Origin of the sequence: Paenibacillus sp. JQZ6Y-1 (assembly GCF_040719145.1) — a bacterium.
GTDB lineage: Bacteria > Bacillota > Bacilli > Paenibacillales > Paenibacillaceae > Saccharibacillus > Saccharibacillus kandeliae.
On the sequence record NZ_JBFDUZ010000001.1, the window covers coordinates 2,168,991 to 2,191,355 of the forward strand.

The 22,365-nt window shown below is 47.3% G+C and carries 15 protein-coding genes; all 15 read right to left on the minus strand.

Going from position 1 to position 22,365, the window contains the following annotated elements; all coding sequences use genetic code 11:
- Nucleotides 1–48: 48 nt before the first annotated feature.
- Nucleotides 49–2,160 carry a CBM35 domain-containing protein gene (locus tag ABXR35_RS09240; RefSeq protein ID WP_367058574.1) on the minus strand — a complete coding sequence of 704 codons (2,112 nt, stop codon included), beginning with the start codon at nucleotides 2,158–2,160 and terminating at the stop codon, nucleotides 49–51.
- A 402-nt stretch (nucleotides 2,161–2,562) separates the two neighbouring features.
- Nucleotides 2,563–2,790: a hypothetical protein gene (locus tag ABXR35_RS09245; RefSeq protein ID WP_367058577.1), complete on the minus strand. Its 228-nt coding sequence runs from the start codon at nucleotides 2,788–2,790 to the stop codon at nucleotides 2,563–2,565.
- Complete coding sequence (locus tag ABXR35_RS09250; RefSeq protein ID WP_367061308.1) at nucleotides 2,787–3,221, minus strand: ASCH domain-containing protein; 435 nt, start codon at nucleotides 3,219–3,221, stop codon at nucleotides 2,787–2,789. The genes ABXR35_RS09245 and ABXR35_RS09250 overlap by 4 nt, the downstream gene beginning before the upstream one ends.
- 115 nt (nucleotides 3,222–3,336) lie before the next feature.
- The gene (gene glnA, locus ABXR35_RS09255; RefSeq protein ID WP_367058580.1) at nucleotides 3,337–4,665 is read right to left on the minus strand and encodes a type I glutamate--ammonia ligase; all 1,329 of its coding nucleotides are present in this window, start codon (nucleotides 4,663–4,665) and stop codon (nucleotides 3,337–3,339) included.
- A gap of 24 nt (nucleotides 4,666–4,689) precedes the next feature.
- Nucleotides 4,690–5,103 carry a MerR family transcriptional regulator gene (locus ABXR35_RS09260; protein ID WP_188777794.1) on the minus strand — a complete coding sequence of 138 codons (414 nt, stop codon included), beginning with the start codon at nucleotides 5,101–5,103 and terminating at the stop codon, nucleotides 4,690–4,692.
- Between the two features lie 896 nt (nucleotides 5,104–5,999).
- The gene (locus ABXR35_RS09265) at nucleotides 6,000–7,229 is read right to left on the minus strand and encodes a methionine gamma-lyase family protein (protein ID WP_367061311.1); all 1,230 of its coding nucleotides are present in this window, start codon (nucleotides 7,227–7,229) and stop codon (nucleotides 6,000–6,002) included.
- Nucleotides 7,230–7,473: 244 nt separating this feature from the next.
- Nucleotides 7,474–8,760, minus strand: coding sequence for a GTPase HflX (gene hflX / locus ABXR35_RS09270; protein WP_367058583.1), 1,287 nt, complete (start codon nucleotides 8,758–8,760; stop codon nucleotides 7,474–7,476).
- 46 nt (nucleotides 8,761–8,806) lie between these two features.
- Nucleotides 8,807–9,355, minus strand: coding sequence for a ribonuclease FAU-1 family protein (locus tag ABXR35_RS09275; RefSeq protein ID WP_367058586.1), 549 nt, complete (start codon nucleotides 9,353–9,355; stop codon nucleotides 8,807–8,809).
- A 106-nt stretch (nucleotides 9,356–9,461) separates the two neighbouring features.
- Nucleotides 9,462–12,143, minus strand: a complete 2,682-nt coding sequence (locus ABXR35_RS09280) for a transglycosylase domain-containing protein (protein ID WP_367058589.1) — start codon at nucleotides 12,141–12,143, stop codon at nucleotides 9,462–9,464.
- A 277-nt stretch (nucleotides 12,144–12,420) separates the two neighbouring features.
- The gene (gene hfq, locus ABXR35_RS09285) at nucleotides 12,421–12,663 is read right to left on the minus strand and encodes an RNA chaperone Hfq (protein WP_367058592.1); all 243 of its coding nucleotides are present in this window, start codon (nucleotides 12,661–12,663) and stop codon (nucleotides 12,421–12,423) included.
- Between the two features lie 91 nt (nucleotides 12,664–12,754).
- A complete protein-coding gene (gene miaA / locus ABXR35_RS09290; RefSeq protein ID WP_367058595.1) occupies nucleotides 12,755–13,744 on the minus strand; it encodes a tRNA (adenosine(37)-N6)-dimethylallyltransferase MiaA in 990 nt (329 codons plus the stop codon).
- Nucleotides 13,741–14,514, minus strand: a complete 774-nt coding sequence (locus ABXR35_RS09295; protein WP_367058598.1) for a class I SAM-dependent methyltransferase — start codon at nucleotides 14,512–14,514, stop codon at nucleotides 13,741–13,743. Before ABXR35_RS09295 ends, miaA begins: the two co-directional genes overlap by 4 nt.
- 47 nt (nucleotides 14,515–14,561) lie before the next feature.
- Complete coding sequence (gene mutL, locus ABXR35_RS09300) at nucleotides 14,562–17,057, minus strand: DNA mismatch repair endonuclease MutL (RefSeq protein ID WP_367058601.1); 2,496 nt, start codon at nucleotides 17,055–17,057, stop codon at nucleotides 14,562–14,564.
- Between the two features lie 191 nt (nucleotides 17,058–17,248).
- Nucleotides 17,249–20,104 carry a DNA mismatch repair protein MutS gene (gene mutS / locus ABXR35_RS09305; RefSeq protein WP_367058604.1) on the minus strand — a complete coding sequence of 952 codons (2,856 nt, stop codon included), beginning with the start codon at nucleotides 20,102–20,104 and terminating at the stop codon, nucleotides 17,249–17,251.
- Between the two features lie 449 nt (nucleotides 20,105–20,553).
- Entirely contained in the window at nucleotides 20,554–22,362 is a 1,809-nt protein-coding gene (gene opp4A, locus ABXR35_RS09310) for an oligopeptide ABC transporter substrate-binding protein (protein ID WP_367058607.1), read from the minus strand.
- Nucleotides 22,363–22,365: the final 3 nt, after the last annotated feature.

Here is a 22,365-nt window from a genome sequence, read left to right on the forward strand (position 1 = left end):
GCAAATATAAAATACACCAAACTTCATGTTCAACGATTGAAGTTCATGTTAACGAATTTGAATATAATCCAACTCGGCATACCCGTTGCCTTTGCTAAATACAAGCGTATTATCGCCCTGCTTCAGCGTCACAGGTACGGTCAATACTTTGCGTGTACCAGCATTCGGTACATCCGAGATCCAACCACCACTCACTGGATACGATATTGCAGCCTGTGCTTGCCCATTTACGGTCAGTGCATGTGTTGAGGTTGCGCTTGTACCATTGCCATACCCAACATCCATGCTGTATGTTCCACTCGCCGGAGCATACACAGAGAAGGTTACGGAGCTATCTGGATGATCGATATTGCCAACAAACAGACGATTGGATGCAAACGAGCTGCCGACTACTTTGGCATCTTGTACCTTAGCATCTTCCGCCTCCACTCTGACATCAAAATCGCCAACAGGCTGTAGCTGAATATAATCCAGCTCGGCATAACCCGTACTGCCTTTGCCCAGTCGAATAGTATTTTGTCCCTGCTGTAAGGATACGGTTTGTTCCACACTAGCTTGATTGCCCTGTGCCAGCCATCCACCAGTAGTCGGATACGGAACATTAGCGTAAGCTTGGTCATTGACAGCCAACGTATGATTGGCATCTGCCGAATCGCCATTGGCATAACCAATAGTGAGTTTATAATCGCCAGCTGATGGCGCTTGAACCGCAAATTGCACATAGCTGTCTTCATGATCAATCGTGCCAATATAACCGCCATCCGACGCCTGAATACTCGACAACACATCAGCATCATGAACCTCTGCTTGTTCCGCTTCATAGCGACTTACGTCATTGGACTCCACTGGCGTTACGATGATGCGGTATCCGGTAGATGCTTTCATATCCGTCACCGGAATGGTAATCTGTCCGTTTTTGATATGGAAGTTGCCGCTAAACTCATTGGTGGTATTGGGGACCGCGGTATCCACCCCATACCACGGTGTACGTTCAAGCTTCACATGTGCCGTACCGGAAAAAGAAGATAGCGCGTCCAGCCCTTTCACCACGATATTATGGTTACCTGTACCACCGCCAAACACAACATCCACCTGCTGCTTGCTATCATTTACACTGGCGATGCCATCCAGATCAGCAGCCTGAGGATCAGCTGGAGTGGTCATCACCATTTGTCCCGACATGTCGCCATACCATTTATACAGCCACCATGCACCATTTTTCTGTCCAGTATTTGTTACCAAATTGCTCAGGCGTCCCGGACGGAACCAGAAGGCAATATTGGCAGTATCCACACCAGAGCGTTCAAATTCAGCAATATAGCGTACCATACTGCCCGGCACCGCTTGCTCTGAAACTACACCATATTCGTTAATGCTGATCGGTCTTGGACTGATCCCAAGCTCCTTTTCCAAGGCGCGATAAGCCGCAATATGATCGGAGATGTAGCCGGGGGCTGGTCCATTGAGATAGTTTCCTTCTGGAGCACCAAGTTCATGCCAAGAGATGATGTCTGGCAGTACATGATTATCGCGTGCATAGGTCAGGAAGTTTCTCAGCCAAGCTTCATTGTAATGAGTAATGCTAGGTCCAATGGTTTTGGTAGTCGAATCGAGCTGCTTGATGCGCAAATAGGTTTTTTTCCAGCCTTCATTGAATGGACCGGCTGCTTGTGTATTCCAAGTGCCATCTGGTTCATTCCACAACTCATATCCATATATATTATCTGCTCCCGATTGGAGTCTTGCCTGTACAATACCATCTACTTTGTTATACCAATCTTGCCAATCAACCCATTGATAGGGGAAGTTTGGGTATATGTCCGGCATCCGAATGGTCACTTCCGCACCATTTCGTTTGGCAATTGGTGCTACCTTCAGCGCATCACCAATCGGTGTATTTTCTCCATTAGGCAATTGTCCGCCATTCGGCGCCATTTGTGTAAACATCTTTGGCTTCGTTGGTCCGATCAGATCGTCCGTCGGTCGACCTTCCTCTGCTAATCCATACAATGAACCAGAAGCAACATGTGTGACAGGCCTATAGGATTCTGATACATCTACTGTAAACGTCGTCGGAACCGCTGCCGACACAGGTTGCGCAGCAATTGGCAACACACTCATTAGTAATGCCCCACTTAACAAACACGCCATCTTTTTCATTCGTCATCACCTTTCAAAATATCGTACTGTTTCTGGTCAAACGATAAATATAGCGCTTTCAATAGACGTTGGCCGACGTCCATCCACTGGTGTAAAAGTTATAACTTCACACTAATAGGTTATTGGTTTTCCAAGTGGCGGTAAACTTAATAAATCGTAGGATGGGTGCATATTACCGACTTGTAAGGTAAGAGGGATGGGAGGTAGCGATAGATAATGATGAGCCTCGTAAGCGAGTTGTAGAGCCATTTACAAGCTCCTATTCGTTCATTATGTAAAGGCACTTCCCCAATTGACCGGAGAAGTGCTTTGGTATTCCAAGCTATTTTGATAATTATCGCCAAACAAATTTCTCCAATCCTCATTTATACCGTTATGAAATTACACAGTTATGCAGTTATTTTAATCAATTTGCTGTCTAGAAGTATAAACCAAACTTCCACCTAACAATAACAACATAGTGGGGACAATGATCCATACCAATCCTACATTCAAAATATCGTATGTAAACGCGCCTCCATTGATCTGCGACGATTGAGCTGCCCCTTCCAAGCCTGCAAGTATAAACCCTGTGCATAACAGCATAACCGAAGCTAAAATCAATGTGCAGCCTACTACCAATTTGATCATAACGTCTCCCCCCATTCCCATAGACTCAATTTTCCTTTTGCCGGAATTGGTGTTTTCAATTGCTCTATCACTTCCATATCCCACGCATATCGTCCTATCGTAAAATCTCCAAATGTCCATTCTGGATCAGTAATATGCTGCCCATTTTCTAGTATGCAGCCAGACGGTAACGCTTCTATAGCTTGCCAACAATTCATCACCTTTGCTATCGCTATCACGGAGCTGGTAGGCAAGTCTGCCATTGTCAGATAACCATGCCGCTCCAGCGCCTCTCGTACATACACATTTTGAAAAGCGTCCTTATCAACTGTTTTCCCAGCATGAATAGCTAGCTGACCACGCCATGTCGTTTTCCAGCTTCGTGTTTCGTATTGCTTTTCGCCCAGTGAGACGAGTGTTGCCCACGGTTGCCTAATCGTGATTGCTTTCATCAATTATGATCCTCCACTGTCATACTTTCCCCGATCGGAGCACACACTACTATCATATCAAAAAACATATAGAAAAACCTCGGCGCTTGGAGCACCGAGGTTTTAGGTTTGGCTTTTAGTACAGCGTCATATATTGGTCGCGTTCCCATTGATGCACTTGGGTGCGATACATATCCCATTCAATCTCTTTCAGCTCGTAAAAGTGAGCTGTAGCATGCTCGCCCAATGCTGTGATCATCACATCATCACGCAACAGGTCATGCAATGCTTCTTTCAGATCGCCCGGCAAACTAGGAATGCCTTCGTCGATCCGCTCATCCTCCGTCATTATGTAGATGTTGCGGTCGATTGGTTTTGGCAGATTCAGTTTACGATCAATACCGTCCAAACCTGCTCTCAGCATAACAGCCAATGCCAGATACGGGTTCGCTGTCGGGTCTGGGTTGCGCAGCTCGATGCGCGTGCTCAAACCACGGGATGCTGGAATACGTACCATTGGGCTACGGTTACTTGCTGACCATGCCACATAAACAGGAGCCTCATAACCAGGAACCAGACGTTTGTACGAGTTCACGGTAGGATTTGTTACAGCTGCCATAGAACGGGCATGTTTCAGGATACCTGCCATATAGTGACGGGCAATCTCGCTCAGACCGATCTCATCGCTCTCATCGTAGAATGCATTCTCTCCATCGCGGAACAGCGATTGGTGACAGTGCATACCGGAACCGTTCATACCAAACAATGGTTTTGGCATAAATGTCGCGTGCAGACCATGCTGACGGGCAATCGTACGTACAACAAGCTTGAACGTTTGAATTTGGTCAGCTGCTAGCAATGCAGGTGCATATTTGAAATCGATCTCATGCTGTCCCGGTGCTACTTCGTGGTGGGACGCTTCGATTTCAAAGCCCATTTCTTCCAGCGTAATAACGATATCACGGCGACAGTTTTCACCCAGATCAGTTGGAGCTAAATCAAAATAACCGCCTTGGTCATTCAGCTCCTCTGTCGGATTACCATTTGCATCCGTACGGAACAAGAAGAATTCCGGCTCTGGACCGACCATCATATCGGTAAAGCCCATTGCTTCGGCTTCTTTCAGATTGCGTTTCAGTACGCCGCGCGGATCACCAGCGAATGGTGTGCCATCCGGCATGTACACATCACAAATCAGACGTGCCACACGATTGTCTGTTACCCATGGGAAAATAACCCATGTGTCCAGATCCGGGTACAGATACATATCGGATTCTTCAATACGTACATAGCCTTCGATTGAAGATCCATCAAACATCATTTTATTGTCCAGCGCTTTGGTCAGCTGGCTTACCGGGATTTCCACGTTTTTGATCGCGCCCAGCAAGTCGGTGAACTGCAATCGAATAAAACGTACATTTTCTTCTTTGGCAATTCGCAGAATATCTTCCTTCGTGAAACTCACGTTACCCTCTCCTCTGTGCTCTGTTTATTTTTTGTTGAAGAATCGGGATAATTCCCCTTGGATAAGAGACACCTGACCCGGACGCTTGCCGGTAACCAGTTGCTGTTTAAGCATACGATGAAGTTGGGAATCTGACAATTCCCTGCGACGCTCTTCTGTATCCGGTGTGATCACCGTTGCTTCTTCCGATTCTTTGGAAACAGGGTTCATCACTTGTTTGATACCAGCGATATTTACCCCTTTCTCGATCAGTGCTTTGATTTCGAGCAAACGCTCTACATCGTTAAATGAGAACAAACGCTGATTTCCCGATGTACGAGCAGGTACGATCAAATTGTGTTGTTCATAGTAGCGAATCTGACGTGCAGACAGATCCGTCAGTTTCATGACGATCCCGATTGGGAAAAGCGCCATATTTCTCCGAATTTCATCACCCATGTATTCATCAACCTTCCAATTCGCATTTTAGCTTTATATTCTCTTGCTACTATTGTACATATCCTGATATCGAGCGTCAATAACATGTTAAGTTAACTCACAATAATTTTATATTGCTTTAACATGCGCATAACAAACGAACAGATAGAAAGTTTCTATATATGCGCAAGCTCTCTTTTTCACAGACTTATTATAACATGAGATGCCTGTCAAATGCACGTCAGGTCGCTAATCTGTCTGTCAATATTACTATATGATGTGAAGTCGACGAGAAGCCCATGTAGAGGTGTGACTTTCCAATGCTGACTAGCTAATTTGTAATATCCTAGTTTATTGCGCAATGATAGGAAAATGACCTTCGTTTAGTCATTTCCGCAGCAAACATTACAATACGCGCGATTTATATTGTAATTCGCTTGCATTAGAATAGGAATTTGCTGTCTTTGGTAGCTTTTCTGCCCGTTAACAAATATCTCATCAACTGAAGATACGAATGCCTTTGTATGAATAGCACATCTATACTGTTTATCAAAAGAGAGTTACCACGTATAATCATAACTTTGTGACAGAGTGAACATAGTATAACGTATTCAATATCTTCCTATAGAACGAGATCACGTAGATAAAATGCAGCAGTTATTGCGTATGACAATAAACTTATATTCACAACCTATAAGTAAGAGAGCAAGCTGCCTTATTTATCCATATTGATCATAACAGTAACTCATATCTATCAAGGATTTCTATTGACCTTTTATCAACTATCGCGTTCAAAAAAAGAAAGAAAAATGATTTCCGCAACAGATCCTTTCAAATAACCTATTCAAATAGGTTGCGGAAATCAGGCTGCTATATGCTAATTACAACAACATGTAGCAGCATGATATTCTTTTTCTTTATAACAATTGACGCTCTAGCATCGTTTGCAATGCCATCAGTACACCAAGCTTCACATGGGAAAACGTTAATCCACCCTGCATGTAGCCGATATACGGCTCACGGATCGGCGCATCCGCAGACAATTCCAAGCTGCCCCCTTGAATAAAGGTACCAGCTGCCATAATAACAGGATGCTCATAGCCCGGCATATCCCACGGTTCAGGTACAACATGGCTGTCCACTGCTGCTGCGCGCTGAATTCCTTGTACAAAGGCAATCAGCTGCTGTTCCTGCTGGAATGAAACGGCTTGAATAAGATCGGTACGCGGTTCGTTCCAACCCGGTTTGCTGTTGAAGCCTGCCAGCTCAAACATCGCGGCAGCGTAAATACTGCCTTTGAGCGCCTGACCAACGATGGTTGGTGCCATATACAAGCCTTGATAGATACCGCGTGTCGTTCCGAGCATCGCGCCTACCTCGCCACCAATTCCTGGTGCAGTCATTCGGTACGATGCCAGCTCTACGTATTCTCGTTTACCGCAAATATAACCGCCCGTTTCGGCAATACCGCCACCCGGATTTTTGATCAATGAGCCTGCCATCAAATCTACACCAACTTGAGTCGGCTCTAGCGTTTCGCTAAATTCTCCATAACAATTATCTACGAAGATGACAACATCCGAGCGATATTCACGAATCTTACGTACCATCTGCTCAATGTCAGCAATCGTGAAGGATGAACGCCAATCGTATCCACGGGAACGCTGAATGCCGATCACTTTGGTGCGCTCATTCATTTTCCCTTCTACTGCCTGCCAATCCACTTGTCCTTGCTCATCCAGCGCAGCTTCGCTGTACGTAATGCCAAAGTCCGCCAGCGATCCTTTACCATCGCCCGGTTTCCCAATAACCTTGTGCAGAGTATCGTAAGGGCGACCAGTAATGTAAAGCAGTTCATCGCCCGGACGCAGCACACCGAACAGAGCCGTTGCAATCGTATGCGTACCAGAAGCGAAATGCGGACGTACCAATGCCGCTTCACAACCAAACACTTCTGCATATACCTCTTCCAGCACTTCACGTCCGCGATCATTGTATGCGTATCCGGTTGAACCAGCAAAATGATAATCGCTCACTTTATGCTTTTGAAACGCTTCAATCACTTTCCACTGATTGGCATCGACTACTCGGTCCAACTTACGAACCGCCTCGTCAATGATCTGATCTGCCTGAGCAGACCATGCCATAATTGTATCGTCAAAAACCGGCATTTCTTTATCTCCCCGCAATGATAGCCCGCCCCGGTCATGCGGGCGGGCTATATCGTATTCATGTTTGGCTGTCTGCCACGCCTGTTATTTCCGGTGTCAACAAAACGAAATCATGTATCCCGTTCTGTCATGGCGTGTCAAAATGTAAACTTTCGCGATTCATATTTTACACGAAACGACAGCTGAAAGAAATGTCATTGTGAAAATTGTCGCAATTTTGTCACTTTACTTCATACTCTTGCAGCTTGTAGCCAAACTTCTCATAGTCGACCTTATTGATTTCGACGGTGAAAATAGCTTCATTTTCCTCATACTCTTGATCCAAAATACTGCTAAACGTATACAGTTGCGAGATCAGATCACCGCGTTCAGCTGGAATGCGATAAATGCGTTTGCCACCTGCCAGTTGATCCTGAATTAACAGGCTGACCTTTTCCAGATCCGCCTCGTTATAGGCACTAATACGCAGATGTGTACTGTCAGACGGTAACATTTCCAGTTGAGATGGTGTGCACAAATCGGATTTGTTATAAAGGACTACCATCTCCTTCCCACCTGCGCCCAATTCCTGCAAAATGTCATCGACCACCTGCATTTGCTCATCTCGTCGCTCAGAGGATGCGTCTACCACATGCAAAATCAGATCCGCTTCGTTAACTTCCTCCAATGTAGCACGGAAGGCAGCTACCAGATCATGCGGCAAATTTTGAATAAATCCAACGGTATCGGTCAATACAATTTCTTTGCCGCCTGGTAGCTCTAGTGTGCGTGATGTCGGATCAAGGGTCGCAAACAGCTGATCCTGCACATACACATCAGCAGCAGTCAACTGCTTGAGCAATGTTGATTTACCAGCATTGGTATAACCAACAAGTGCTACTTGTACGACGCCGGACTTTTTACGACGTTCCCGATAGAGTACGCGATGACGCATAATTTCTTCGAGTTGTCGTTTGAGATCGGTTACCCGCGTGCGGATATGACGACGGTCGGTTTCCAGCTTGCTCTCACCCGGACCGCGCGTACCGATTCCGCCGCCCAGCCGAGACAGGTTTTTGCCCTGACCGGATAGACGTGGCAGTAGATACGTATACTGCGCCAGCTCGACCTGTAAAATACCTTCGCGTGTTTTGGCACGCTGAGCGAAAATATCCAAAATCAGCTGCGTACGGTCAATAATTTTCGCATCCAGATGCTCCTCCAGATTACGCACCTGTGCACCGGACAGCTCCTGATCGAAAATGACTGTATTGGCGCCAAGCGCTTCAAGCAAAATGCGCAGCTCCTCAACTTTCCCTTTCCCGATAAACCAGCGTACATCCGGCATCTCGCGATTCTGCGTCATCTGCTCCAGTACCTCTACGCCTGCGGTTTCCGCCAGACTGACAAGTTCTTGAATCGAGCCTTCAGCATTGACATTGTTACGCTTGTCCATCTGTGTATAGAGACTAACCAGTACGGCTCTTGCTTGCTGCTCGGTCTGTGTATCATGTGTTCCTTGTTTCATGGTATACCCCTTGTGTATGTTATGACATCATTAATAAAGCGGTTGCTCAGGAGTGATGATCCCGTCCAAACAGACTGCGCCGATGCTTGAGTGATAATGGGAACAGCGGAAAAGCATGCGCATCAATCTGCTTGAGCAGCCGTTTAGCCGTTGCATGAGCCAATTCGTAATCCTGCTTTGTAATGACTCGACGACGTAATGCATCATCTAGCTCATCCTCATCTAGCAGGAAAATCTGCCCATCCTTCATGACTACAATATCCAGATACAGATCATCAAACCACGGAACGCCTTGATCGGTAATCCCCTGTGTTTTGCAGATGTCGATGTACCACTCGATAATCTCTAGCTTGTCATCGAACATAGCGGTTACAACATAGTTGGCGTTATCCGGGTAATACTGCATCCATGAATATTCGGCAGCAGCGATGCAAAACCTCCGGCCTCCGTAAATTTTGTATAATGGTTCGCGCAAACGGTTCATATGGTAGAGCGTCACATATCCTGTAAAAATATTGTTGTTTACATAGCGACGTGTATAACTGCGTTGTATGACACGCCGCCAGTTCGCTCGATCTGCAAATTTACGTTTCATGGAAGCGTCCCTTTCCTACAAAGTAACTTCAGAATAGCATATTTGCGCCCATCGCTCAAAAAAAGCCTCCAATCTTTCCGATTGGAGGCTTGATTCGTGCCATTTCTTACGTACCAGGCGGTGTGGCTGTCGGGTTGTCGGTATTGTTTGTACCGGCATCGCCTGGACCCGCTGGCGGTGTATTATTGCCTGGATTAGGATTGGTCGTGCCCGGCGTTGTTGTACCGTCGGTTGTTCCACTTCCATCCGTACCATTTTGGCCGTTATCCGGCGGGGTGGTGCCTCCATTATTGGTTGAACCATCGGTTGGACCCGTATTGTTTCCAGTATCGCCTGTTCCACCGGTACCGTCACCAGCTCCAGGGCCGGTATCTGTACCTGGTGTTTCTTCACCAGTTGGTGGAGTTGGTGTTTCGCCTTCTGGCGGTACGACTCCATCTGGATTCTCGGCTGGCGGCTGTTCGGTTTGAGCCTGATCAATGGTCACTTGAACCGTGTTCGAGGCATCCGATTGCGAGCCATCCGCAGTCGTTGCGGTTACGTAATAATCATACGTTTGTCCCGCAGTTACTGCACCATCCGATGCAACGGGATCCGCTCCACCGCTAGAAATCGCACTAAACTGGGTGGCTCCACTCTCTTTACGATAGACGGTGTAGCTGGATGCTCCTTCCACTGGATTCCATGCCAGTGCTACGGATTGGCTATCCTGATCAAACGAAGCACTCAGACCTGTTACTGCCGAAGGAGTAACCGGTTGTTCTTCCTCTTCCGGTTCTTCTACCACAGGCGGTGGAACAGAAGCTGTATCAAAGTTCTGTACAGGATATCCTTCTAATGCAGGACCCATTACCGCTGCAAACAATGCTGCTGCCCGTCCACTGCCATCTTTTAGCAGATGAGTACGGTCTGGTTTGTCATAGCCCATCCAGACGGCTGCTGTCCATTCTTTGGTGTAACCAGCAAACCAGATGTCACGGTTGGCACTGCTGCTCAAACCGGAGATTCCATGCTGTGTCGTTCCTGTTTTACCTGCAACTGGACGATTGATCTGCGCCCGTTTACCTGTACCATTTTGAACGACATTTTGCAGCATTTGGGTCATTTCATCGGTTGCATCTTTGCTTAACACTTCGGTCGATTTAGCACTATTTTTGTATACTTCATCGCCTGTGCTGTCGGTAATACTTTTTACAGCATAAGCTGGTGTGTAATTTCCGCCGTCAGCGAATACACGATAGGCTTGCGCCATTTCTAGCGTATTGGTACCTTTGCTCAGACCACCCAGCGCAATGGCTAGGTTGCGATCATCGCCAGTCAGATCGAAACCGACCGATTTGGCATAATTAATACCAGTATCAATGCCAATCTGATTCAGCAGCCATACCGCTGGAATGTTGACGGAATCTTCCATCGCTGCGGTCATGCTAATCGTATTTGAGTAGCCACCGTGCAAGTTATTCGGGCAATACGTACCAAAACATTGCTTCTCATTGCTAAGCATGGAATTGGAATGGTAATTGCCACTTTGCAATGCCGGTGCATACGTGATGATCGGCTTAAAGGAGGAGCCTGGTTGACGATGACTTGTCACACGGCTGAAGTTGCCGCTCACGTAGTCGCGTCCACCCAGCAGTGCGACCAGACCACCGGTATCATTGTTGACGATAACCATGGAGCCTTGCACTTTGACATTGTCGGCGCTCTTTTCAAATAAATCGTCGTTTTTGAACGCATCCTCTAGCGTCTGCTGAGCCTTAGAATCCATCGTGGTGTAAATGTTATACCCACCGCGGTTCAGATCATCCGCGCTTAGACCGGTTTCATCCTCAGCTTCCTGCATCGCATAGTCGATAAATGCCTGAAACTTCGTATTTTTGCTTTCCGGTGATTTGTAGTTGTATGTTACATCTTCTGCTTCTTTTTCCTCTGCTGCTGTAATGTAGCCTTGCTGCTGCATGAGCTGCAATACAACGCCACGGCGTTCCTGCGATAGCTCGGGATTGCTTTGTGGGCTATAGCGTGAAGGTGCCTTTGGCAAACCAGCCAGTGTGGCAATCTGCCATGTTTTTAATTTGCTCAGGTCGCTGACTCCGAAATACGTTTCAGATGCTTCCTTGATGCCATACGCACCAGAGCCGAAATAAATACGGTTTAGATACGTGGTGATGATTTGTTCCTTTGTCATATTGCGTTCAATCGCAAGTGCGATCGAAACTTCGGTTGCTTTACGGAAAAACGTTTTGTCGTTGGTTAGGAAGACGTTTTTAGCAAGCTGCTGAGTGATGGTACTACCACCCTCTACAGCGGAGCGTGCTACGACGTCGCGTACTGCCGCACGACCGATCGACCATAAATCGACACCTTGGTGATCAAAAAACCGCCTGTCTTCGGTTGCCACAAAGGCATTGATGACTTCCTTCGGAATCTCTTCATATTTGACCGGATCGCCTGTGCGAATACTGCGCTGTAAAATCAGCGTTCCATTGCGGTCGTATACTTTGGTCGGCTCGGTGACCGCGAGTTTGTTGATGTTTGCCTGATAAATTTTTTCCCCGCTTACCATAATGAAGAGGTAGCCGGCAAGCGCACAAAATATACCCAGTGCTGTGACGGCAAATAATGTCCAGAATACGCGTTTGCCTGTAATTTTTTTGGTCTTTTTCTTTTTGGCACCCGAGTTGCCCGATCCTCCTGAACCTGATCCAGATGAGCTGGTCCGATTCGGACGGCTTGGTCGGTTGGTATTCTGACCCTTGTCACTACGGGATAGCTGCTGTCTTGGCATTGTTTATTCTGACTCCCTTTCAGTAAACCATGTAGTGCAATTCATGACTTGTATGCAGGACAGGAATGCGAAAGAAAAGAACAACCCTTATAGAGGGGTTGTCCGATTCCTTCTCTGTATAAGACGATATATGAAGCACAAAAGTTTCATTCTTGTAGTTCTGCTCCGAACGGTTCACCCGCCCCGAGGCATTGCCTGCGGAATATTTACTCTGTCTCTTCCACAGATGAATCTATCATCCCTACCGATTCAATCGGCGTTATTGAAGATATATTCCTTAGCTTTCGCTTTGGTTGTCCTGTTGCATTAAGGACACATTGCGCGAAGGTGTAAAGGTAGATACGGCATGCTTGTAGATCATTTGTTGGCGACCATCGCTATCTACCATGATGGTAAAGTTATCGAAGGCTTTGATTGTGCCGCGAATCTGGAAGCCGTTCACGAGGTATACTGTGACCGGGATATTTTCCTTACGCAATTGATTTAAAAAAGTATCCTGAATATTAATAGACTTGTTCATTAACCGTACCCCCAAGTGATTATTAATTCAGCATTGGCTCAATGCTCAATTGGAATAAAGAAGTTGCTGCCTGATGGTGCACACATGCGATTTAAGTTGTTGAAGTATATTCCCTATCCTGGTACAAAGTTCCTGCTACGATGTCATACACTTTCTCGATGTGCTGTTCTTTATTTTCCACATCCGTCACATCGACCCAGTGTATATCACGCATATGGCGGAACCAGGATAGTTGGCGTTTGGCAAAGCGCCGCGTATCGCGCTTCAACAGTACGACCGCTTCCTGCAGATTCATGCCGCCTGACAGATAAGCGGCAATCTCTTTGTAACCCAACCCCTGCATCGCCACCATTCCGGGGGTGTATCCCTGATTCAGCAGATGCTGAACTTCGTTCAGCAAGCCTTCTTCCAGCATCTGATCAATCCGTGCTTCAATACGTTTATATAGCATTTCCCTATCCATTGTCAAACCTACGATACACAATTCGTACGGTGACGTTCTGCTCTGACCGGATAGCTGATCCGACAGCTTGATCCCTGTCAAATGGTGAACCTCCAAGGCACGGATAATCCGGCGCTGGTCGTTGGGATGCAGACGTGCTGCGGATTCCGGGTCAACGGCAGCGAGCCGGTCATGCAGTGCCTGCGCACCTTGACTCTCGGCATATTCCGCTTGCTCGCGGCGAAAATCCTCGTCCGCTCCGCTGTCGCTGAACTGGAACTCATAGCTCACCGATTCCACATAGAGACCGGTACCACCGACGATAAATGGCAGCTTGCCGCGGCTGCTAATATCAGGAATCAGCTCCCGGCAGCGTTGCTGAAATTCAGCAACTGAAAACGGCTCATGCGGATCATGAATGTCGATCAAATGGTGGGGAATTCCTTGCATTTCTTCACGTTTGATTTTTGCTGTACCGATATTCATACCACGGTATACCTGCATAGAATCACCGGAGATAATTTCGGCGCCAAAACGCTTGGCGATTTCGATACTGATGGCGGTTTTGCCGACAGCCGTCGGCCCGATCAGCACGAGCAGCTTCGGTTTATCCGCTGTGTGGTCTGGCCGGATATTCATACATAAATCACTCCGTATTCTATTTTGGATTTTTTGCGCCGGATGCGTTCAAATCCAAGGCGTTCATATTCGGGACTATCCCATTTTTCCTTGAGCATGACCGTTTTGCGTGCAACACGCATGGCATGCTCAATGCACTGTTTATCCAATGCATCATTGTTGGCAAATCCTCGTAATGGTGCAATAGCCGATGATTCATGCAGCGCTTCTCGGAACATGGGATCAAAATAAACAATATCGACGCTTTTGTCTGGCAAAGCGCTTAAATAGGACTTATGATCCTGCGGAATGACGCGAATACGCCGCAAAGCTTCATCTACAGGTGCTAGACCACTTTCGTAAATGCGTAATCCTTCCGTTAACAGTGCTGCTAGCGGCTTGGAATACTCCAAGGCAGTAACTGCGCCCGAAGACCCAGTTGCTAGCGAGAAGACAAGCGAATCCGAGCCTAGACCAGCGGTGCAATCCAGCACCGAATCACCCGCTTCTAGACGAGACGTACTGATCATGACATCCTCTTCGCCTTTAAGCAGTCGCTTCGCACGCACAAACGCCATACTGGGATGGAAAAACATCGCAGACTCACCAGGACGGGCAAGACGCGCTTCTTTCTCCACCAGCACGATAATATCAGGATCATTATATTGAGCCGCCATACGGGCGACAGAGCGCCCTTTACGCGGAATATAGGAAACGGCGAATTCCTCTGCCAGCTGCCGAGCACGTGCCTCGGTTGCGACAGATGGCTCATCGCCAGTTGTAATCAACATACATTCATTCTCCATTCTTTCAGCTTTACATTACGCGTCTTTGAGCTTTACATTACGCGCTTGAACAGTTTTTCCAGATCATAGCTGGAAAAGGATACAACGATTGGTCGTCCATGTGGGCATGTATACGGCTGCTGACAGGCAGCAAGCCGATGTAGCAACGCCTGTGCTTCCGCTTCCGTCAAGCGCTGATTCGCTTTGATCGATGCCTTGCAGGAACAAAGGGTAGATGCTTGTTCGCGCAGCTTGGACAGATCGATTTTGCGCTCGCTTAGCACCCATTCCGTCATTTCTTGAATGACGCGTTGTTCCTCGCCTTTGGGGAACCAGTACGGATACGCACAGACGCGGAAGGTTTGCCCGCCAAAATGCTCCAGATACACACCCACACGTTCAAACCAGTGCAGTCGATCCTTCAGCTTATCTGCTTCGGCACGGGTAAATTCCAGCGTAATCGGCAGCAATAGCTCCTGTGACGCTTCTTCTGGCTGACCGAATTTGTTGTAATAAAATTCGTAATTGACACGCTCATGTGCAGCATGCTGGTCGATCAGAAACAGACCTTCTTCATTTTGTGCGATTAGATACGTACCGTGGTGCTGTCCAATCAGCGTCATTTCTGGAAACTCTGGCTGCTGTGGATCTTCAGCAGTTCCGTAGATCATTTCCGCTGGAATGCCTCGATTGGCATTGCTGGGACGCTGTGGCGGACGTGCAGATGAGCCTGAACCGGACGAGCGTTTGTAATCTGGCTGATATGCACGTTCACGCTCACGAATACCGGATGACTGATCCGCTGTCGTAGCGGCTGAAAAATGATCATATCCTGTTGCTGAATGATCTGCTTGAGCGGATGGTGCTGCCAGATCGGCATTTGGTACAGGTAGTGTATTCGCGCTTGACGTCAGTGTCTCGTTAGAGCTTGCACTATTCCCATTCCCATCATGACTAGGAACCATAGCATTTCCTTGGGATTCAGCTACCGCTTGATCATGAGGATGCTGTGAACCATTATGACGACGCACATGCTTGCCATCTGGTTCTTGCGAACGATCCGATTGGGTTGTATCAGCTGCCTGCTCCTTCGTATGACCAGCAACGGAAGCATTTGATTTCATCTGCTCCTCTTCCTTAACATACTGAGGATGTGGAAGTTGCTCACGTATCGTTGGAGACGCTGCTTGACTACTGCCATTGACTGTTGCACTACTATTATTTAAAGACGAATGTCGTGCAGCAGCTGCTTGCTCTCCCTCCATTTGTCCATTCCATTGTGGGTTCGACTGTTCCTGCTCTGGTGGTAAATCTTGATCACCCAATGGCGGTACATATGGAGCATCCAGTTCGCCAATATCTTCGCGTGCTGCCTGATGCCGTGGCATATTAGCACCGTTCGTGCTATCAGACGTTGGAGACGATACAGGCGCCGTAAACAGATCATTCCCAGCATACGCATCATTAGATACCGATGGACGTGGGAAGCTAAACTGCTCCTGAATAACGGATTCACTATTGCCGCGCTTCACGGTTTGTTTGGTCACATGTGGAATTAGAATCTCGCGACGAAGCGCCTGACGCACCGATTCCTCGACAAACATCATCAGCTCCGGTTCTTTGCTAAAACGCACTTCCATTTTGGCAGGATGCACATTGACATCCACCAGCGATGGGTGCATTTCCAGACGCAGCACGGTCAGCGGATAGCGATTGATCGGCAGTAACGTATGATACGCACGCAAAATCGCCTGATTGACAACATAGCTTTTAATATAACGTCCATTAACAATAACGGACATCGCATTACGATTGGCACGCGCAATCTCTGGTCGTCCAATATAACCGTTAATGCTGTAATCCAAATTATCATTGTTGAGCGGTAATACCATCTTGGCAGCCGATGTACCATACACGGCAGCAATGACCTGTAGCATATCGCCGTTGCCAGGGGTCTGAAGCAGCAGATTGTTATTATGTCGCAGTGTGAATGCAATTTCTGGATGCGCTAGCGACATGCGGTACATAATATCAGAAATATGCCCTAGCTCCGTCTGTACAGTTTTCATATATTTCAATCGTGCTGGCGTATTGTAAAAGAGCGAATTGACCCGAAAATCGGTGCCGCGCGGTGCGGCTTCATCTTCATTGCTTTTCAGTGTACCGCCTTCAATTAGGAGACGACGTCCAGCGCCATCATCGGTGGCACTGGTCAACAGATCGACTTTGGACACGGCGGCAATACTCGGCAGTGCCTCCCCGCGAAAACCAAGACTGGTAATCTGAAATAGATCACGATCATCCGCTAGCTTGCTGGTTGCATGACGGTAAAAGGCAGTTTCGCAATCATCCGCTGCGATTCCCGTTCCATTATCCTGCACACGAATGGACTCCAGTCCACCTTCGCCGATATGAACATCAATCCGAGTCGCACGCGCGTCAATCGCATTTTCCACCAGCTCCTTGACGACGGATGCGGGACGCTCCACTACTTCACCGGCAGCAATCTGGTTGGCAATATGTTCATCTAGTACACGAATATGTCCCAACTTGATCCTCCTCCTTTCCAATTCAGCCTGCAACAAGTAGCTTGATTGCTACCCTCTGGCACTTTGATCATCATGATCTTTGCATTCTATTTACTCGGTATTTCGATTTATTTGGTACTTCCATTTATTCTATATGCAATTGGATGACTCTCATCCTAGTGTTTGATATTTACACATGCGTTAAACCATCATTAGCGAATCGTCTTCATCTTCAATTCGTTTAGCAATTGCATCGCTTGCAGCGGCGTCATATTCATCAGATCGGCATTTTGCAGCTGGCTGATAATTTGCTTGGCAAGCGGATCTTCTTTTACCTTCGTGGGCTGAACCTCTTCCTCACCAAAGATAGACAGCTGTACAATTTCCTGCTGCTTGGTTGCAGCGGTCTGAGAGGAGTGAGTCGTTTGCAGCTCTGTTTGCGCTTCTGCTACCTCTTGTTGCAGCACCTCATCCGGCTGATGCTCCGTTTCCATAACTGCGATCGCAGGAGAAGCTGGAGATGCCGTCGGCTGCTGACCATATAGTGGTGATACTTCGCGAATAGTAGAACGCTGCTCTATCCCTTGGTCGGAATGCGTCGAAGGCACATGCGTCGTTTCATTGGAACGCTGTTCACCGTGCATTCCCGCTTCCTCATGAGATACAACGGTTGTGGTTGCCGCCTGCTCCATCCGATCCAGCAAAATATTGGCACGGTCGATAATACTGCCTGGCAAGCCTGCTAGCTGCGCACAGTATATACCATAACTGCTGCTAGCTGCACCCGGAACGAGTTTACGCAGAAAATGAACCTTATCTCCACTCTCTCGCACCGCCATCGAGAAGTTGCGCAGATGCTCTAGCGTTTCCTCTAGATGTGCCAATTCATGAAAATGCGTCGAGACAAGGGCTTTACAGCCAATCTCATGATGCACATATTCGATGACTGCCTGTGCAATCGCCATGCCTTCACTGGTGGACGTTCCGCGTCCCAGCTCATCAATAATAATCAAGCTGCGACGAGTCGCACGCTCGGTCATCACCTGAATATCCGCCATCTCTACCATAAAGGTACTTTGACCGCCAATCAGATCATCCGCCGCGCCAATCCGCGTAAAGATACGGTCAACCATCGGAATCTCAGCCTGCCCTGCTGGTACAAAGCAGCCAATCTGTGCCATGATCGACAGCAACGCCACTTGACGCATATACGTACTTTTACCCGCCATATTCGGACCAGTGATGAGCAGAATATTCGCTTCATCCTCGGTAATATCTGTACTATTCGAAATAAAATGACTATTGTTCATTACTGCTTCTACAACGGGATGACGACCATCGCGAATACGCAGATTATACTGTTCAGACAGCTCCGGCTTAACGAATCCACGCTCTGCGCTGACGGTTGCAAATGACTGATACACGTCAATGCCTGCTACCTGCTCCGCAAGCTGCTTGAGCCGCGTTACTTCATTAGAAATGCGTGTACGCAGCGCTGTGAATAGGTCATACTCAATATCGACCATTTTCTCCTGCGCTTCTAGAATGAGCGCTTCTTTCTCTTTGAGCTCTGGTGTGACAAAGCGCTCTGCGTTCGCCAGCGTCTGCTTACGCTCATATCGTCCTTCTGGCAATTGAGCCAGATTCGAGCGTGTTATTTCTATATAATAGCCAAATACTTTGTTATATCCAATTTTGAGTGAGCGGATGCCGGTTGCTTCACGCTCTGCCGCTTCTAGCTCGGCGATCCAGCGTTTCCCGTTGACATTCGCTTCCCGCAATTCATCCAGACGCTCATGATACCCTTTACGGATCAGACCGCCTTCACGTACAGAAATTGGCGGATCATCCACCACTGCATTGCCAATATCTTCTGCCAAATCAGCACACTCGTCCATGCGAGCGGCAATCTGCTGCAATGTAGTGGACGGCGATGTTGCGCACAGTTCGCGCAGATCCGGGATGCGCAGCAAGGAATCGCGTAATGCCAACATATCGCGTCCATTCGCTGTTCCGAACGCCATACGACCTACCAGACGCTCCAGATCATAAATGCCTTTCAATTGACTACGCAGGTCCTCCCGCAAAATCAGTCCCTGATGCAGCTTATCCACTGCTTCCAGCCGTTCCTCTACCAATCGCTTCGATAGAAGCGGCTTGTCAATCCAGCGACGTAGCATGCGACCGCCCATTGGCGTTTCCGTGCGGTCTAGTAGCCATAATAGCGTGCCTTTGCGCGAGCGTTCACGTACCGTTTCCACCAGTTCCAGATTGCGGCGGGTAAACGGATCAAGAATCATATAGTTTTCTGGCTCATACGCGCTAATATGTGTCAGTTGACCAAGAGAACGCTTCTGCGTTTCGCTCAGGTACGAGATCAATAAGGCAATACAAGCCTGCCGTTCCTCGTCGAGACGCACCCATGCGGCTTCGCCAAACTGCTGACGCGCCAGTTCCTCACGCTGCTTTTCCCAAGGTGTATACAGAATTTTGCGACCAAACTGTGCAGCTTGGCGATACGCATCGTCGATCAGTTCGATCTTACCAATGATCTCGGACGGCTCATACAAGCCCAGTTCGTCGCGCAGCCATTCCTGCGATGCTGGCGAAGAGGTAACATGCAACTCACCGGTAGACAGATCACAGGCAGCAAGTGCCATTTTGCCATCATGCTCGGTTACGCAGATCATATAGTTGTTGTCTTTGTCGCTCAATGCCTTGCTCTCCATCATCGTACCCGGTGTAACGACACGAATGATTTCGCGCTTTACAATGCCTTTGGCAGTGGCTGGGTCTTCGACCTGTTCACAGATAGCGACTTTGTAGCCTTTTTCAATCAAACGGTGAACATAGTTATCCGCCGAATGATATGGCACACCGCACATAGGAATGCGTTCCGGCGGTCCGCCATTTTTGCCCGTCAACGTAATTTCCAGCTCCTTGGCAGCTAGAACCGCATCGTCAAAAAACAGCTCGTAAAAATCCCCCAGTCGGAAAAATAAAAATGCGTCCTGCGCTTGTTCCTTTATATCAAGATACTGCTGCATCATCGGTGTATACTGACTCATGATTCCCCTCCATGTAAACCTGTATTTCTGTATCAGGATGTAATCCAATTGCTTTGCTTCTGCATCAGAGGAATGGTACCAATCTAATCTGCGGATTGCTATTCATCCTGCTTACGATATAAAAATAATCAGCCACTTGAGTTCCGTGCCGCTGATCATATGCAAATGCTTGTTCGTCTATCCATTATACCGAAAGAACGCAAAAACTTCTATGCTTCTCAGGACTCGCCAACGGCTGCATCTGGATATCGCAACGATTATCAAATATTGTTCACGAATATCATTTATATTTATTCCTATCATGATCGCACGACACGTAAGCAAAAAAACAGGACCGGAAAGCTTCTGCTTCCCGATCCTGTTGATCTTCTGTATACAGTTAACGATCATCAAGTATATCACACTCTTCATACTCATACTGCCGTTGATCACTTGATGATGTTGTTACATTATTGTGTAACTGGTTTGTCCGCAGTCAACTCGATACCTGCCAGTGCGTCAGCGCCGTAGCCACTGCCATACGTGATATCGTAGTTTTTCACGCGTTTGTTCATCGCTACCAGTTCATAACGGTACAGAGTCGGGATAACCGGTGCATCTGCAACCATCAGTTCCTGCCATTGTTTGTATACATCTTTGCGGTACGAATCATCAAATGCTTTTTCAGATGCGCCTTCTTTCAGCAGTTTATCATTCTCTTCGCTTGTATAACGGGAGTAGTTAAACTGTGCATCGCGACCGTACAGACCCGCAGGGTTTACATCCGTACCTGTACCCCATGCTGCTGCATACACATCAACTTCAGGATCGTCTTTTTCAATACGATCATAGAAGGAGTTGAACTCTTGCAGACGACCATCCAGCAGTTGTACATCCAGACCGATGTCTTTCCAGTTTTGGATATAGAATTGTGCCAGTGGCTCAGCAACACTATCACCGCTCATTGCAGAGAAGTTGATTGTCAGCTTGTTGCCTTTTGGATCTTCACGCATACCATCGCCATCTTTGTCTACATAACCAGCTGCATCCAGCAGTTGCTTTGCTTTTTCTGGATCATAATTGTAGCCTTTGATGTCAGCATCATAGTAATCAGCAAATGCAGGAATAATCAGGGAGCTTGCGGCAGTACGCAGACCGTGATACAGCTGCTCACCTACTTGTGCATTGTTCATTGCATAGCCCATTGCTTGACGCAGCGATTTGTTCGCCATTTTTGCATCAGGGTCCATCACGTTCTCGCCTTTGGATTTGTCCCATTTACCCAGTTTGAAGCCTACATACGAGTAAGCCAGATCTTGGTTACCCAGCAGCTCGATGTTGGTAGGCAGTGTTTTCTCATCATATTGGCTCGTTGGCAGACTCACCATATCGACTTGACCAGAACGGATCGATTCAACAACTACGTTCGGGTTGATGACTTTCAGGTTTACGCCATCCAGTTTTGGTGCGCCGTGGAAATAATCTTTATTCGCTTCAAATTCAACGGATTCACCTGTAACCATTGATTTGATTTTGTAAGGACCGTAACCAACCGGAGTTTTACGAACTGGATCGGAGGAAGACATTTTCGCAACTGGAATGTCGCCGAATACTTTTTTCTCCAGTGGGTAAGACCACAGACCAGCTTTGATACTTGGGTCTGGATTAATAAATGTGATTTGCAGTTCTTTATCATTTACGACTTTAATACCGGAAATGGAATCTGCTTTTTTGGCATGATACTCTGTCATACCTGCAATATTCGTAAAGGTGGAGTCGTAACGCACACCATCATAGTCAGGGTCACCGATGACTTCAAAAGCAAATGCATAATCTTCTGCTGTAACCGGATTTCCATCTGTCCAGTTCAGCTTATCATCGATTTTTACAGTAGCTGTTTTGTTGTCTTCGGAAAAGCTCAATGTTGCCGCACCGCCATCTTTTACGTTAAAGCTTGCATCCGTATTGAACAGCGACGGGTAGAAGAATTGGATAACCTCAAAGTCAGGGTTACCGCTGTAGAAAACAGGATTCAGAATACCTTCAAACGGTGTATCCGATACGAGACCATACGTCAACGTACCACCTTGAATGGCAGGGTCCTGATTAGATAAGGACTTTGGAAACTTACCTGTGTCTTTTGTACTTTCGCTCGTTTGCGGCGTTGTTGTCGCCGTATCTGTCGATGTGTTACTTTTCGTGCAGGCAGACAGCACCAGAACCAGTGCAATCAACAAAATGGATATCGTGCTCAGTTTTCTCTTTTTACTTCCCAACATAAA

Bases quoted from the DNA above. Each gene is read 5' to 3' on its own strand.
- ABXR35_RS09280 (WP_367058589.1), bottom strand. From the start codon at position 12,143: ATGCCAAGACAGCAGCTATCCCGTAGTGACAAGGGTCAGAATACCAAC.
- ABXR35_RS09260 (WP_188777794.1), bottom strand. From the start codon at position 5,103: ATGGGTGATGAAATTCGGAGAAATATGGCGCTTTTCCCAATCGGGATC.
- ABXR35_RS09275 (WP_367058586.1), bottom strand. From the start codon at position 9,355: ATGAAACGTAAATTTGCAGATCGAGCGAACTGGCGGCGTGTCATACAA.
- ABXR35_RS09240 (WP_367058574.1), bottom strand. From the start codon at position 2,160: ATGAAAAAGATGGCGTGTTTGTTAAGTGGGGCATTACTAATGAGTGTG.
- ABXR35_RS09295 (WP_367058598.1), bottom strand. From the start codon at position 14,514: ATGTTGATTACAACTGGCGATGAGCCATCTGTCGCAACCGAGGCACGT.
- hfq (WP_367058592.1), bottom strand. From the start codon at position 12,663: ATGAACAAGTCTATTAATATTCAGGATACTTTTTTAAATCAATTGCGT.
- ABXR35_RS09245 (WP_367058577.1), bottom strand. From the start codon at position 2,790: ATGATCAAATTGGTAGTAGGCTGCACATTGATTTTAGCTTCGGTTATG.
- opp4A (WP_367058607.1), bottom strand. From the start codon at position 22,362: ATGTTGGGAAGTAAAAAGAGAAAACTGAGCACGATATCCATTTTGTTG.
- miaA (WP_367058595.1), bottom strand. From the start codon at position 13,744: ATGAATATCCGGCCAGACCACACAGCGGATAAACCGAAGCTGCTCGTG.
- ABXR35_RS09250 (WP_367061308.1), bottom strand. From the start codon at position 3,221: ATGAAAGCAATCACGATTAGGCAACCGTGGGCAACACTCGTCTCACTG.
- ABXR35_RS09265 (WP_367061311.1), bottom strand. From the start codon at position 7,229: ATGGCATGGTCTGCTCAGGCAGATCAGATCATTGACGAGGCGGTTCGT.
- mutS (WP_367058604.1), bottom strand. From the start codon at position 20,104: ATGAGTCAGTATACACCGATGATGCAGCAGTATCTTGATATAAAGGAA.
- hflX (WP_367058583.1), bottom strand. From the start codon at position 8,760: ATGAAACAAGGAACACATGATACACAGACCGAGCAGCAAGCAAGAGCC.